Source organism: Paraburkholderia sp. SIMBA_027, assembly GCF_046535315.1.
Taxonomy (GTDB): Bacteria; Pseudomonadota; Gammaproteobacteria; order Burkholderiales; family Burkholderiaceae; genus Paraburkholderia; species Paraburkholderia tropica.
Window position 1 is genome coordinate 182,540 of sequence record NZ_JAWRWY010000017.1, and the last position, 14,363, is coordinate 196,902.

Annotated in this window: 13 protein-coding genes and 1 pseudogene; 3 read left to right on the top strand and 11 right to left on the bottom strand. The window is 66.8% G+C overall.

Going from position 1 to position 14,363, the window contains the following annotated elements; genetic code table 11:
* Positions 1–18: 18 nt before the first annotated feature.
* Both SB764_RS29345 and SB764_RS29350 read right to left on the bottom strand, forming a co-directional pair.
* Complete coding sequence (locus tag SB764_RS29345) at positions 19–573, bottom strand: DUF6013 family protein (RefSeq protein ID WP_065065574.1); 555 nt, start codon at positions 571–573, stop codon at positions 19–21.
* A 246-nt stretch (positions 574–819) separates the two neighbouring features.
* A complete protein-coding gene (locus SB764_RS29350; protein WP_065065575.1) occupies positions 820–1,836 on the bottom strand; it encodes a zinc-binding alcohol dehydrogenase family protein in 1,017 nt (338 codons plus the stop codon).
* Between the two features lie 161 nt (positions 1,837–1,997).
* Between SB764_RS29350 and SB764_RS29355 the strand changes: the two genes are divergently transcribed.
* Entirely contained in the window at positions 1,998–2,981 is a 984-nt protein-coding gene (locus SB764_RS29355) for a LysR family transcriptional regulator (RefSeq protein ID WP_065065576.1), read from the top strand.
* A 65-nt stretch (positions 2,982–3,046) separates the two neighbouring features.
* Here the strand turns inward: SB764_RS29355 and ligD are convergent, their stop codons facing one another.
* On the bottom strand, positions 3,047–4,132 hold the full coding sequence (ligD, locus tag SB764_RS29360) for a non-homologous end-joining DNA ligase (RefSeq protein WP_410865840.1): 1,086 nt from the start codon (positions 4,130–4,132) through the stop codon (positions 3,047–3,049).
* 365 nt (positions 4,133–4,497) lie between these two features.
* On the opposite strand from ligD, the gene serB reads away from it, so the two are divergent.
* Positions 4,498–5,337 (top strand): phosphoserine phosphatase SerB, encoded by an 840-nt coding sequence (gene serB / locus SB764_RS29365; protein WP_065065593.1) that lies wholly within the window; start codon positions 4,498–4,500, stop codon positions 5,335–5,337.
* A gap of 138 nt (positions 5,338–5,475) precedes the next feature.
* Here the strand turns inward: serB and SB764_RS29370 are convergent, their stop codons facing one another.
* Both SB764_RS29370 and SB764_RS29375 read right to left on the bottom strand, forming a co-directional pair.
* Entirely contained in the window at positions 5,476–6,660 is a 1,185-nt protein-coding gene (locus SB764_RS29370; RefSeq protein WP_110329030.1) for a cystathionine beta-lyase, read from the bottom strand.
* A gap of 128 nt (positions 6,661–6,788) precedes the next feature.
* On the bottom strand, positions 6,789–7,973 hold the full coding sequence (locus SB764_RS29375; protein ID WP_410865841.1) for a tyrosine-type recombinase/integrase: 1,185 nt from the start codon (positions 7,971–7,973) through the stop codon (positions 6,789–6,791).
* Positions 7,974–8,137: 164 nt separating this feature from the next.
* On the opposite strand from SB764_RS29375, the gene SB764_RS29380 reads away from it, so the two are divergent.
* Positions 8,138–9,178, top strand: a complete 1,041-nt coding sequence (locus SB764_RS29380; protein WP_321905509.1) for a DNA-binding protein — start codon at positions 8,138–8,140, stop codon at positions 9,176–9,178.
* A 19-nt stretch (positions 9,179–9,197) separates the two neighbouring features.
* On the opposite strand, the gene SB764_RS29385 is transcribed toward SB764_RS29380, so the two are convergent.
* From SB764_RS29385 to SB764_RS29410, 6 genes and pseudogenes are all read right to left on the bottom strand, one after another.
* On the bottom strand, positions 9,198–9,785 hold the full coding sequence (locus SB764_RS29385; protein ID WP_410865842.1) for a hypothetical protein: 588 nt from the start codon (positions 9,783–9,785) through the stop codon (positions 9,198–9,200).
* Positions 9,786–9,837: 52 nt separating this feature from the next.
* On the bottom strand, positions 9,838–10,767 hold the full coding sequence (locus SB764_RS29390) for a sugar kinase (RefSeq protein ID WP_410865843.1): 930 nt from the start codon (positions 10,765–10,767) through the stop codon (positions 9,838–9,840).
* A gap of 5 nt (positions 10,768–10,772) precedes the next feature.
* Positions 10,773–12,110 (bottom strand): 30S ribosomal protein S12 methylthiotransferase RimO, encoded by a 1,338-nt coding sequence (gene rimO / locus SB764_RS29395; RefSeq protein ID WP_202034996.1) that lies wholly within the window; start codon positions 12,108–12,110, stop codon positions 10,773–10,775.
* A gap of 415 nt (positions 12,111–12,525) precedes the next feature.
* Positions 12,526–13,143, bottom strand: coding sequence for a polyhydroxyalkanoate synthesis repressor PhaR (phaR, locus tag SB764_RS29400; RefSeq protein WP_065065583.1), 618 nt, complete (start codon positions 13,141–13,143; stop codon positions 12,526–12,528).
* Positions 13,144–13,297: 154 nt separating this feature from the next.
* Entirely contained in the window at positions 13,298–14,038 is a 741-nt protein-coding gene (locus SB764_RS29405; RefSeq protein ID WP_065065584.1) for a 3-ketoacyl-ACP reductase, read from the bottom strand.
* A gap of 157 nt (positions 14,039–14,195) precedes the next feature.
* Positions 14,196–14,363 (bottom strand): annotated as a pseudogene (locus SB764_RS29410) (acetyl-CoA C-acetyltransferase); the annotation flags it as partial.

Here is a 14,363-nt window from a genome sequence, read left to right on the forward strand (position 1 = left end):
GCCGCGCGCACGCGCGATTCAGCGCTGCGCCGAAATCGCCAGTTGCGTGCCGTCGCTGAGCGTGACCGTTTTCACGGTGCCGTTGGTCGGCATCGAGAAATGCAGCACTTCGCTATGCGCCACGACTTCCGGACACGACCCGCCGCTCGCGGGCTTGCCGCGCGGCGCCTGCGCGCGGAAGCTCACCTGCACGTTCGCGGTCCCGTCGGCGGCGACGATCGGCGCGAGCCGCACCTGGGTCTGGCGCACCATCGCGCCATTCGCGTCGAGCGGCAGCGAACCGTAATCGGGACAACTCTGCGCGACCGGCACCGCGCCGCCGGGCGGCTGGGTGCGCCAGGTGAAGTCATCGGTGTCGCCGGAACGCAGCGTGCGCGTTTCCTGCGAGTTGCCGTAGAGTTTGGACGTGACCTTCACCGTGTAGCGGATCGGGCCATCGGGCGCGGCCTTCGAGGTCACCTTGATCGGCGTGGTGGCGAACGCCGGCAGCGCGATCGCGCAGGACAACACCACGGCGGCACGGACGAGCACCGCGCGAGCGCGGCGGGAGTGGCTGGAGCTGCTGCAAGACATGCGTCACCTCCTGGCTGGCGCTGCCGTCGCCGCGAAAAACGCGGGCACGGCAGCGTGTGGCGAACTTGCTTTCTTCTGTCAGTCTAGCTTGCCGCGCGTCCGCGTGCGCCCGGCAATGCCATTGCGCGGCCCAGGTTTTATCCCGCTTGCTTTCTCCCACTCGCCAGGCGCGGGATCGGTCGGCGCGCCAGGGCAACCATGCGCCGCGCATGGCTGCCCCGGCGTCGCCGCGTGCGGATCGCCCGATCAGAATCCGCTCAGCACGAGCTTGCCGATCGCACGCCCTTCTTCGAGCATCTTGTGCGCGCGCCGCACGTTCGCCGCGTTGATCGGCCCGAGCACTTCGCCGACCGTCGTGCGCAGCGTGCCCGCATCGACGAGCCGCGCCACTTCGGTCAGCAGCTTGTGCTGCTCGATCATGTCGGGCGTGCCGAACATCGAGCGCGTGAACATGAATTCCCAGTGCAGCGCGGCGCTTTTCGCCTTGAGCAGCTCGACCGGAATCGGCTTGTCGTTTTCGACGATGGTCGCGATACCACCCTGCGGCGCGACGATCTCGGCGGCGGCGGGGAAATTCGCATCGGTGTCGTTGAAGATCAGCACGTAATCGACGTTCTGGAAACCGAGCGCGCGGATCTGCGCAGGCATGTCGCCGTGATGATCGACGATGTGGTCCGCGCCGAGCGAGCGCGCCCATTCGGCCGATTCGGGCCGCGACGCCGTGGCGATCACGGTGAGTTTCGCGAGCTGTTTCGCCAGTTGAATGCCGATCGAGCCGACCCCGCCCGCGCCGCCGATGATCAGCACGCGCTTGCCCGCGTCGGCGCCTTGCGGCGAGACGCGCAGGCGCTCGAACAGCGCTTCCCAAGCGGTGATCGCGGTCAGCGGCAATGCCGCGGCGTGCGCGAAATCGAGCGATGCGGGCTTGTGCCCGACGATGCGTTCGTCGACGAGCTGGAACTCGCTGTTCGAGCCGCTGCGCGTGATGTCGCCGGCGTAGAAGACCGGGTCGCCGACCTTGAACAGCGTGACCTCGGGGCCGACGGCCGCGACCGTGCCCGCGGCGTCGTAGCCGAGCACCTTCGCGTCGGTCTCGACCTTGTCCTTCGGTGCGCGCACCTTGTAGTCGACGGGATTCACGGACACCGCTTCCACCTTCACGAGCACGTCGCGGCCGCTGGGCGCGGGCGTCGGCAGATCGAGATCGAGCAAGGCTTCGGGGGCGTCGATCGGGAGATAGCGGTAGAGGCCAACGGCTTTCATTTCGGGCTCCTTGGGAGGGCGAATCATCAATTCGACGGGATGTCGCTTCGGGCGCCGCGCAATCTTGCGAGTGTCGCGCGCCGTTGACTGACATCCTAGGCGCCGCCTCGATGGCCGAAAAGCCTCATAATTGCTGAAACATTCTTCGGTTATTTTTGATAATGAGCGAAAAAGCGAGCGCGATACCACCCGACCTGCCCCTCGCCGCCGACCCGCGTGAGCGCCTCGATCTGCTCGACGTCGCGCTGTTCGTGCGCGCGGCGCAACTCGCGAACGTCTCCGCCGCGGGCCGCGAATTCGGGCTTTCCGCCGCCGTGGCGAGCGCGCGGCTCGCGAATCTCGAACGCACGCTCGGCACGCGTCTGCTGCATCGCACCACGCGGCGCGTGAGCCCGACCGAGGACGGCGAGGTGTTCATGGCGCGCGCGCTCGCGCTGCTCGACGCCGCCGAGGCCGCGCGCGCCGCCGTCGGACGCGCGCACGCCGCGCCGCAAGGCCGGCTGCGCGTGTCGATGCCCTCGTCGTTCGGGCGTCAGCATGTCTCGCCCGTGATCGCCGCGTTCTTGCGCCGCTATCCGGGCGTCAGCGTCGATCTGCGTCTGACCGATCAGATCGTCGATCTCGTCGACGCGGGCATCGACGTCGCGATCCGCATCGGCGCGCTCAAGGATTCGACGCTGGTGGCCCGGCGGCTCGCGGTGAACCGGCGCGTGATCTGCGCGTCGCCCGCCTATCTCGCGGAGCGCGGCACGCCGCATCATCCGTCCGATCTGGCGCGCCACGAGTGCGTGATACTCGGCGATCAGCGCGACTGGGCGTTCGTCACGCCTGCCGGGCCGCTCACGGTGCGCGTGGACGGGCGATTCGTCACCGACAACGGCGAAACGATCCGCGACGCGCTGCTGGCGGGCTTCGGCATTGCGCTCAAATCGACGTGGGATGTCGCACCGCATTTGCGCAGCGGCGCGCTCGTGAGCGTGCTCGACAGCTACCCGCTCGCCGACGCCACGGCGATCTGGGCCGTCTATCCGAGCCGCGCGTTCGTGCCGCCGAAAACCCGCGCGTTCGTGGAGTTTCTCGGCGAGCATTTCGGCGATCCGCCGTATTGGGATGCCGGCGCGGAAGTGGAAAAAAGCGTGCGGTAGCGTAAGCACGTGAACAGCGCGCCCAGCCGCGTTCGACAGCACACGGCCGGGCGCGCGGGCGCACGCTACGCGCCGCCTTCTTCGAGCCGCAGCGTCAGTTCGCTCGTTACCGCCTGGCGCAAGCCGGCATAAGCGGCCCACGGATCCGCGCGGCTAACCTGCGCCATTCGCGCACGCAGCGCGTCGAGATCGGCGAGCGACCAGTGCGCGCCGCCCGTCGTCTGCGTCAGCTCATCCCAGCCGATCGGCACCGACACGCCCATGCCGGGCCGCGCGCGCACGCCCCACGCGACCGCCGTGCTGGCGCCGCGCGCATTGCGCAGATAGTCGACATAGATTTTTTTCTTGCGATGCGCCGGGCCCATCGTCGCGGTGAACTGCGTCGGCCAGCCGGACGCAAGACGCTGGGAGACCGCGCGCGCGAACGCCTTCGACTCGTCCCAGCTCGTGCCCGGGACAACAGGCACGATCACGTGCAGCCCTTTACCGCCGCTCGTCTTGCAGAACGATTCGAGCCCGAGATCGGCCAGCACGCCGCGCGTGAGCTGCGCGGCCTCGATCACGCGGTCCCAGCCGAGCGCCGGATCGGGATCGAGATCGAACACCACGCGGTCGGGGTGCTCGACGTCGCTCGCCAGCGCGTTCCAGGTATGCAGTTCGATCGTGTCCATCTGCGCAACCTGCACGAGCGCCTCGAGCGTATCGATACTGAGAATCGCCGGCTGACCGGGATCGAGACCGTCGTGCTGGGTAACGCCGTCGATCGGCGCGCGTGCGCTGTGACGCTGGAAAAACGTCTCGCCGGCGAGGCCTTGCGGCGCGCGCACGAGCGAAACGGGACGGTCGCGCAGATGCGGCAGCAACAAGGGCGCGACGCGCGCGTAATAGCGTACGAGGTCGAGCTTGCGGATGCCGCTTTGCACGTCGATCACGCGACGTGCGCTGGTGACGCGGATGCCGGCGACTTCGCCGGTGGTGGAAGCTCGCCCGGAGCGCGTGCGCGGCGCGGTGGCACGCGGTGCGCGGGGCGTGGACGCGGGATGCGAGGCCAGTGCACTGGCGTCCGGAGCCTGGGCCCGGACGCCGATCGGCGTTCGGGTGGGTGTCGACGATGTCGACGAAGCCGATTCGGCCTTGAGAGCGTCCTGCATACCGGGTCCCCTTGCGCGGTGGCGCATGCGACGCATCGCGCGACGCGAGTCGCGACACGTACGGTTGACGGCACGCGGCGGCCGCCCCCGTCGGACGCCGCACGTGCAGTCATTGTGCCTCGAAAGCTCGCTTTCGTCGCTGAAAGCTGTGCGCCAGGCCACATTGCGCCGCCGCATCGGGCGTTCGGGCCTGCCGTCGCGCCTCGACGCTTACACGCGAGGCGGCCGCTCGCACGCGCCGAAACGGTACAATCCGGCTTTCATTCGCCGCGCGCGGCAGCCGCCAGGCCCGCCTTCGCGCCCTTTTTCGATTTCCGCCGTCTTCGGGCATCCGGCGCCCTTGCATGGTCCGCGCCGCTCACGTCATGAACCTCGTCATCCAGAGTCCCGCCCCGCTGCAAGCCGAACACCACAAGCCGCTCCTCGCGCTCGCGCGCGGCAGCCGCCTCACGCCGATCGACGCCTGCGCGCTGCGCATCGACAACGCCGATCCCGCGCAGCGTCCCGATCTCGACGTCTACTGCGGCACGCACCAGCTCGACTACGCGTTCGTGGAAGCGGGCCGCACGCTGGCCGATTTCGGCCTCGTCGCGATGGACATGGATTCGACGCTCATCACGATCGAATGTATCGACGAAATCGCGGACTTCTGCGGTCTGAAAGCCGAAGTCGCGGCGATCACCGAAGCGTCGATGCGCGGCGAGATCAAGGATTTCAACGAGAGCCTCACGCGCCGCGTGGCGCTGCTCAAGGGCCTCGACGCGAGCGCGCTCGAACGCGTCTACGAAGAGCGTCTGCAACTCTCGCCGGGCGCGGAAACCATGCTCGCGGGCGCGCGTGCGGCGGGCCTGAAAACGCTGCTCGTCTCGGGCGGCTTCACGTTCTTCACCGAGCGCCTCAAGGCGCGTCTGGGTCTCGATTTCACGCGCGCGAATACGCTGGAAATCGTCGATGGAAAGCTCACGGGCCGCGTGGTCGGCGAGATCGTCAATGCCGACGTGAAGGCGCGCACGCTGGTCGAAACCTGCGCGCAACTGGGTATCGAGCCGCGCCGCGCGATCGCGATGGGCGACGGGTCGAACGACCTCAAGATGATGGCCGAAGCCGGTTTGTCGGTGGCGTTCCGCGCCAAGCCGGTGGTGCGCGAAGCGGCGAGCGTCGCGTTCAACTTCGTCGGGCTCGACGGGTTGTTGAAGCTGCACTGAGTCGCACGAACGCTGCGCTGAGTTTCACCGGCACGGCTCAAACTGAAACGGCCGCTCGCGTCCCACGGGACGGCGAGCGGCCGTTTTGCTTTTGGCGCGAGTCTTGTGCCGGGCGCGTGCCCGGTACTCACGCGCCCGTCAAGCCAGCGTCGCGAGCGCGCGTTCGAGATCGGCGCGTAGATCCGCTTCGTCTTCGAGGCCGATATAGAAGCGCACCAGCGTGCCGCGATGCGGCCACTGCGCCGCGCTGCGCATCGACGCGATGTCGTATGGCATCACGAGGCTGTTCGCCCCGCCCCAGCTCCAGCCCAGTGCGAACAGGTCGAGCGCTTCGCAGAACGTGTCGATCTGCGAAGCGCTATAGCGTTCGTCGAACACCACCGAGAACAGGCCGCCCGCGCCCGTGAAATCGCGACGGAAGAACGCATGGCCGGGGCAGTCCTCGAAGGCCGGATGCAGCATTGCCGCGATTTCGCCGCGCGACTTGAGCCACGTCGCGAGCGCGAACGCGCTGCGGTCATGCGCTTCGAAACGCGCCTTCATGCTCGGCAAGCCGCGCAGCACGAGCGAACAATCATCCGACGACACGCCGATGCCCAGGCGCATGCGCGCCGATTTGAGCTTCAGATACAGATCGCGGTCGCGCGTGATGGTCGCGCCCATCAGCACGTCGCTGCCGCCCGACTGGTACTTCGTGAGCGCCTGCACCGAAATGTCGATGCCGTGATCGAAGGGCTTGAAAGCGAGACCCGCCGACCACGTATTGTCGATCGCCGTGATGACGTTGCGCGCGCGCGCCGCCGCCGTAATGGCTTGCACGTCGGGCACTTCCATCGTCACCGAACCGGGCGCTTCGATCCAGATGAGCTTCGTGTTCGGCTGGATCAGATCGGCCATGCCCGCGCCGATCATCGGGTCGTAATAACGCGCGGTGATGCCGAAGTCGCGTGCGAGCCAGTCGCCGTGATCGCGGTTCGGCGAATAGACGTTGTCGGGAATCAGCACGTCGTCGCCACTCCTCAGGAGGCCGAAATAGACGTTCGAGATCGCCGAGAGACCGGAAGGCTGCAGCAGCGTGTGCTCGCCGCCTTCGATCACGGCCAGCCGGTGCTGGAGCATCGTGGACGTGGGCGTGGCGTGCAGCCCGTAGCGCCATTGCGCGTCGTTGCGCCAGTCGAGCGCGCGCACGGACGCGAGGTCCGGAAAGACCACGGTCGAGGCGCGCGTGACGGGCGCCGCGAACGATTCGAAGCCGGGAGTGAGATCGTCTTGCGGATGCAGGATCTGCGTCTGCACCGTGCGGCTGGAGTCGGATTTCGTCATATCGGGAGCAATGCGTTGGTGCGTCGTTGATGCGTCGTTGTTGCGTCAAAAAGAAGCGAGACGCGCGGCCGGACCTGCTGGCGGCGCGCGCGACGTATCCCGAAGATTAACACCGGCGTGCGGCGGTCTCATCGGGCGATGTCGCCTGGCGGCATATTCGGGGCGGCGGTGGTGCGCTCGTGGCGCGCGTCGTCGTCGGCGTGCAGATAGAGGCCGGTGGTTTCGATCGACGCGTGACGCAGATTTTTCTGGATGTAGCGCAGATCGGTGCCGGCGTCGGCCTGATGGGTCGCCGCGGTGTGGCGCAGCCAGTGCGTGGAGGCGCGGCGCAGCGTGTCGGCGCCGGCCGGATCGTCGGCTTCGAGGCGGTCCGCGACGCGGCGGAACACCGTCTTCACGATCAGATAGACCGCCGTGGACGTCAACGGCCGCTCGTCCTTGCCCGCGACGCCCAGCACCACGGGACGCGTTTCGCCCGGCGCGGGCATACCCGGCAAACCGTGAAAGGCGCGGTAGCGCGCGAAATCGGCCATCAGTTCGTCGCTCGCGGGCACGTCGCCCTCGACGCCGCCCTTGCCCACCACGCGCAGCCACCAGCGTCCGCGCCGACGCTCGAAGTCGCCCGCGCGCGCCTGCGCCGCTTCGCTCGCGCGCAGCGCCGTGCGGTAGAGAAAGCGGATCAGCCAGCGGCAGCGCTCGTAATGCTGGCGCTCGCGCGGCGTGTCTTGCGGGAAGGCGTCGATGCCGTCGAGCACCTGCTGCCAGAGCGCCTGATCGAGATAGCGTTCGACGCGGCGGCTGCGCGCGGCCTGCGGCATGCGCGAGCGCCGCAGCGCGAGCGGATTGCCCGCGAGATAGCCTGCCGCAACGAGGTAATTGAACAGGCCGCCGAGGATGCCGAGCGACTGGCGACGGCTGCGCGGCGCGAGCGGGCCGTCGAACAGGCGGCGCTCACGCCCTCTTCGCGGCCGCTCGGGATCGGCCCAGTCGGCGCTGGGCGCGGCGAGGAATTGCTCGTAGAGCACGAAATCCTCGCGCGTGAGGCTCGACAGCGGCTTGCCCAGCGTATTGGTGCTCCAGAGCATCAGGCGCACCGCTTCCTTGCGATAGCTGCGCAGCGTGTGCGGCGAAGCGACGTATTCCGCGAGCCAAAGGCGCACGGCTTCGATGTCGTTACGCGCGGACGTCTGCGCGATGCCGCCCCGCGCCCGGTTCGCGCCGTCGCGGCCATCGAGCGCGGGCGGCAAGGCGGGCAAAGGGAGAAAAGCGGCGGCAGTGGCGTGATCTGCGGGTTCTACGAGTTCTTCCTGCATCGACGGCGCAAGCGGATTCGGGTGATGTCGTGAGCGTACAGCATCGATACTTTCGATTATAGGAGTTATCGTAAATTTCTTTGCTTGATCGTTATATGTATAACGTTATACGACGATATACATTAAAATTCAGACCTGTTCCCCGCTCTCCTGCTGAAAACACCATGTCCCGTATCAGCGATACCCGTTTGCGCACGCGTGAAACCGCGTCTCGCCTCGTCGCCGCCGGAAAACGGCCGCATGAGCTGACCGTCGACCTGATTTACGCGGAAATCCGTCAAGGCAGCCGCACGACGATCAACGACGAACTCAAACAATGGAAAGACGAGAAAACGCGCGGCGACGCCCTCGCCTCGCAGTTGCCGCCCGCCGTCGCGGACGCGATGCTGGCCGCGTGGGCCGTCGCCGTGGAGCATGGGGAAAAGGTGTACGACGCGCGCGTCGGGGAACTGGAGCAAGCTGGCGCGCAAGCCGAAGCGCGTGCTGCGCAGGCTGAGGAAACGCGCGATGAAGCGCTGGAGCAACTGCGTCTGCGCGACGTGGAATTCGCCGCGAGCAACGAGCAGATCGCGGCGCTCAAGGCGCAACTCGACGCCGCCAATGCGCGTGCGAACGAAGCGAGCACGCGCGCGGCAACGCTCGAAACCCTGCGCGACGCCGAGCGCATGTTGGCAGAAACGCGTGCGCAAGAACAACGGACCGCGCACGAACACGCCATTGCGGCCATGCGTGCGGGACAGGAAGCGCGCGACGCCGCCTTTCAGTCCGAGCTCGACAAGGCGACACAGCGCATGGAAGGCGTGCAGAAGCACATGATGCAGCAGATCAGCGAGGCGCGCGAAGAGCGCAGGCGTGCGGATGCGCTGGCCGCGAGCGCGCAGCAACGCAACGAACAACTGGTGAGTGAATTGGGCGCGGCGCGCGTGCAGGAAGCACAGCAGACGAATGCGCTGCGCGACGCGCAGGGCCGTCTCGACGCCCTGCTCGCGCAGGAAGCGCAATGGCAACGCGAACGCGCAGCGCTGGAAAGCGAACTGACGCGGCTGGCCACCTTGCGCGGACAGCCTGTTGCTTCATCGAAACGAACGGGCGCGCGCAAGAAGCCGCGCACGGCGCTCGACGCGCCTCGTGTCACTCGCGTCACGCGCGTGGCGCGCACACGTTCCGTTCAGGTCGAGACGCACGATCGAGCAAAGGGCGACTGAAACCGCCCGCTGACGCGGCTTACTCGCCCGTCACCACATTGCCGACGCCGTTGACCGCCTGAGCGCCCTTCGCCGCCGGGCTCGCCGCGGACGGCGCCGCCGCGCCTGCCGCCACCAGCTTGAGTTCGAACGGCTGCGGATTCGAATCGTCGACTTCCATGCGATCGCCGGAAATCGAGTCGTCGGCAGCAAACGTGCCGACCCAGTTGCCGACGATGCGCGTGCCGTCGTCCGACTCTTCCGCTTCGAGCGTCTGGCCGGTGCGGTCGCCCGCGATCAGGATCACTTCGCCCGTGTCGGTGAACTGATACTCGCCGTGAATGCCGCCGGGATCGTCGGGATCGGTCTTCTTGCCCAAACGCATCACGATCGCGCGCTTGCCGAGCGTGCCGGTGTACTGCGGATAGTGCGCGAATTCGGGATTCGGCTTGAGCGTCGAATGCACCTTGATGACCGCCGCACCCGATGCGCCTTTCGCGCCGCCATCGCCCACGGCGCACGCCGCGAGCGGCAAGGCGATCACGCAGGCCGCGAACAGGCTCCACGCGCGCGGCGCGTTCGACGAGCGGCGCGCGCCGCTCGGGTCTTTCGAAATCGATACTTCCATCACACTCCCTGATTCGTGTGCCGCCTGCCTGACAAGCGCGCGAAGAACGCGCTCAGGCGTCGGCCAGCGTGCGCTCGACGTCTTCGCGGCGCGGAATCGGCGCGACGGCGCCATAGCCGAGCGTCGACAGCGCGGCCGCCGCATTGGCGTAGCGCGCGGCCGCGAACGGATCGTCGCCGGCCACGATGCGCGCAATGAAGGCGCCGCCGAAGCAATCGCCCGCGCCGGTTGCATCGACGGCGGCGACCACGCGGCCCGGCACCAGGCGGCGCTCGTCGGGCGTCGCCACATACGCGCCCGCCTTGCCGAGCTTGAGCGCGACGACACGCGAACCCAGCGACAGCAGCCGGTCCACAATAGCGTCGCGGTCGTCCAGTCCGGTCAGCACGGCGACGTCGTCCCAACTCGGCAGGCAGATGTCGGTCGCGCGCAGCACTTCGGTCATCACCGCGCGGGCGCGCGCGAGCGGCCACAGCTTGAGCCGCAGATTGGTGTCGAAGCTCACCTGCACGCCGCTTGCGCGCGCGTGCTCGATGGCCGCGAACGCCGCGTCACAAGCCACATCGCCGATCGCGACGCTGATACCCGACAGATGCAGCACGCGCGCGGCGGCCAGCGCCTCGCACGGCAGATCGCCGGGCGCGTAGCGGCTCGCCGCCGAGCCCTTGCGCAGATAGTCGAACGCGTGGCCGCTCGGGCCGTGCGAGACAAAGTAGACGCCGGTGGGCGCGTCGGCGTTCACGCGCACGTTCGCCGTATCGACGCCCTCGCGCGTCCACAGATCGAGCAGCAGACGCCCGAACTGATCGTCGCCGACCGCCGAAACGAAACCGGTGTGCGCGCCCTGGCGCGCCGCCGCGATCGCGAAATTCGAGGTGTCGCCGCCGAAGCCTTGCAGATACTGCGGCTGGCCCGGCGTCGCCTGATTGAACTCGACCATCGCCTCGCCGTACGCGAGGATCTGCGGCGCGGTTTGCGTCATGCCGCTCAGACCTCGCCCCAGAGATCGTGGCCGTCGGCGCCCGTGATCTTCACCGAGACGAAGTCGCCAACCTTGTAACGCTTCGACGCCTTCGTCGCCGGCGCAACGTAGACCACGCCGTCGATCTCGGGCGCGTCCGCCGCCGTGCGGCCGATGCCGCCGTCGGCGTTCACTTCGTCGATCAGCACCTTGAGCGTCTTGCCAACCTTGCGCTGGATGCGCTTCGCCGACACTTCCTCGGCGACTTCCATGAAGCGCGCGCGGCGTGCCTCGCGCACTTCGTCGGGCAGCGCGCCTTCGAGTTCGTTGGCCGTCGCGCCTTCGACCGGCGAGTAGGCGAAACAGCCCACGCGGTCGAGTTCGGCTTCGCGGATGAAGTCGAGCAGCGTTTCGAACTGCTCTTCCGTCTCACCGGGGAAACCGGCGATGAACGTGCTGCGGATCGTGAGATCCGGGCACATTTCACGCCACGCCTTCACGCGCTCCATGACCTTTTCGGCGTTCGCGGGACGCTTCATGCGCTTGAGCACCTCGGGGTGCGCGTGCTGGAACGGCACGTCGAGATACGGCAGCACGTGACCCTTGAACGGACCTTCGGCCATCAGCGGAATGACTTCGTCCACGCTCGGATACGGATACACGTAATGCAGGCGGACCCACGCGTTGTACTGCGCGGCGAGTTCGCCGAGCGCCGTGACCAGATCGGTCATGCGCGTCTTGATCGGCTTGCCGTTCCAGAAACCCGTGCGGTACTTGACGTCGACACCGTACGCGCTCGTGTCCTGCGAGATCACGAGCAGTTCCTTCACACCCGACTTGAAGAGGTTTTCCGCTTCGAGCATCACTTCCGCAACCGGACGCGAGACCAGATCGCCGCGCATCGACGGGATGATGCAGAACGTGCAGCGGTGATTGCAGCCTTCCGAAATCTTCAGATAGGCGTAATGACGCGGCGTGAGCTTGATGCCCGCGGCCGGCACGAGGTCGACGAACGGATCGTGCGGCTTCGGCAGATGGCTGTGGACCGCCTGCATCACTTCGCCGACGGCGTGCGGGCCGGTCACGGCCAGCACCTTCGGATGCACTTCTTCGATCAGGTTCGAACCGCTCGCGCTGGCCTTCTTGCCCAGACACCCCGTGACGATGACCTTGCCGTTCTCGCTCAGCGCTTCGCCGATGGCGTCGAGGCTTTCCTGCACGGCTTCGTCGATGAAGCCGCAGGTATTGACCACGACGAGGTCGGCGCCGTCGTATGAACCCGAGATCTCGTAACCTTCGGCGCGCAGTTGGGTAATGATCTGCTCGGAGTCGACAAGCGCTTTTGGACAGCCGAGGGATACCATCCCGACGCGCGGCGCGGGATTGCGGGAGGTCGTTGATTCAACAGGGTTTTTCACGTGTACGTCCGGAGGTGGGGCGCAGGGCGTTCGTTGCGCCGCGCGATGTTCAGGCCAATCCACCATTTTACCTGTTTGGCACAGGCAGCGGCGGGCCAGGGAAGGCGGCGGACACGGCTAGCGGGGTCAGATGAGACACGGGGCGTCAAGCCGCGCGAACACGCAACGCGGATGAGCAAAGAAAAATGACAAGCGGAACGCGCGCCGCGCGCGTCGAGTGCGCCTCGACCGCGCGCGCCGAATCCGGAGCGCCGGACGCACTTGCGGCGCCCGCTGCGCGAGCCGAACGCTGCGTGACGCCGGGCTGCGCGTCGTCACGCGCGAGCCGGGTCAATCACGCTCACTGCCACATTCGATACGCTTACTTCTTCTCGTCGTCGCTGCCGCCTTCGGTCGCGCCGTGCGCGGGCGCAGCCGGGGATGGCGCACCCGTGGGCGCCGCGGGCTTGAACGGGAAGCTGCTGAACATGTTCTTCGCCTGGTTCTGCATCTGCTCCTGCATCTGCACGAACATGTTCTTCGACTGCTCGATGTAGCTGGTCATCATGCCCTGCATCATCGGCGCCTGCATGTTCATGAACTGCGACCAGACCTCGGGATTCATCGCGTTGCCTTCGTAAAGGTTCTTCGACTGATCGGCGAGCTTGTTCTGGATGTCGATGAACGCCTGGATGTTCTTTTCCAGGTAAGTGCCCATCATGCCCTGCATCGCATGCCCGTAGAAACGGATGATCTGCGACAGCATCGACGACGAGAACATCGGCAGGCCGCCGCTTTCCTCTTCGAGAATGATCTGCAGCAGAATGCTGCGCGTCAGATCCTCGTTGGTCTTCGCGTCGATGACCTTGAATTCCTCCTGCTCGAGCACGAGTTGCTTCACGTCCGTCAACGTGATGTAGGTGCTCGTCTCCGTGTCGTACAGCCGACGGTTCGGATATTTTTTGATCAGTCGTTCGGCGGTTTTCTTTGTAGTCGTCATGTGTCGCCCTTGTATGCGCCAACGCGCGACGGCCGATGCCATCGCGCGTCGTCTAGCCCGGCGGCGAGCCTGCCCCGGCGTGCAAACAGGCGCGCCGCCGCCATCGATCCCCTGTGCCGCCGCGCGTCCCCTGCCAGGCGCGCGGCGCGCGGGATCAGCCCATGTGCAACCCGCCGTTCAGCGAGAAGTCAGCACCGGTTGCGAAGCCCGACTCTTCCGAGGCGAGCCACGCGACGATCGAGGCGATTTCCTCCGGCGCGCCGAGGCGGCGCACCGGAATGGTCGCGACGATCTTTTCCAGCACGTCGGGACGGATCGACTTCACCATGTCCGTGCCGATGTAGCCCGGCGAAACGGTGTTGACCGTCACGCCCTTGGTGGCCACTTCCTGCGCGAGCGCCATCGTGAAACCGTGAATCCCGGCCTTGGCCGTCGAGTAGTTGGTCTGCCCGAACTGGCCCTTCTGGCCATTCACCGACGAAATATTGATGATGCGCCCGAAGCCGCGTTCAACCATGCCGTCGATCACCTGCTTCGTGACGTTGAAGAGGCTCGTCAGGTTCGTGTCGATAACCGCGGTCCAGTCTTCGCGCGTCATCTTGCGGAACACGACGTCGCGCGTGATGCCCGCGTTATTGACGAGCACGTCGACCTCGCCCACCTCGGCCTTGACCTTGTCGAAGGCCTGCGCCGTCGAATCCCAGTCGCCCACGTTGCCTTCCGAGGCGATGAAGTTGAAGCCGAGCGCCTTCTGGTCCTCGAGCCACTTCACGCGACGCGGCGAGTTCGGGCCGCAACCGGCAACCACCTTGAAGCCCTGCTTTTCGAGGCGCTGGCAGATGCCCGTTCCGATGCCGCCCATACCGCCCGTTACATACGCAATACGCTGTGACATAAACCACACTCCATTATCGTTATCCGGAGCGCCGATCGACGGCCCCGGCCTCGCCTCTGTCTGCTGTTGCTGGTCCTGCTGCTAATCGTTGCCTGCTTACCGCATTCGAGCGCGAAAGCGTACCGCGAAGCGGCCGCCTTCGCAGCGTATTGCGTGCTTACGGACGTTCGAGCGCGAGCGCCACGCCCATGCCGCCGCCAATGCACAGCGATGCCAGACCGCGCTTGGCGTCGCGGCGCTGCATTTCGTGCAGCAGCGTCACCAGAATCCGGCAACCCGACGCGCCGATCGGATGGCCGATCGCAATCGCGCCACCGTTCACGTT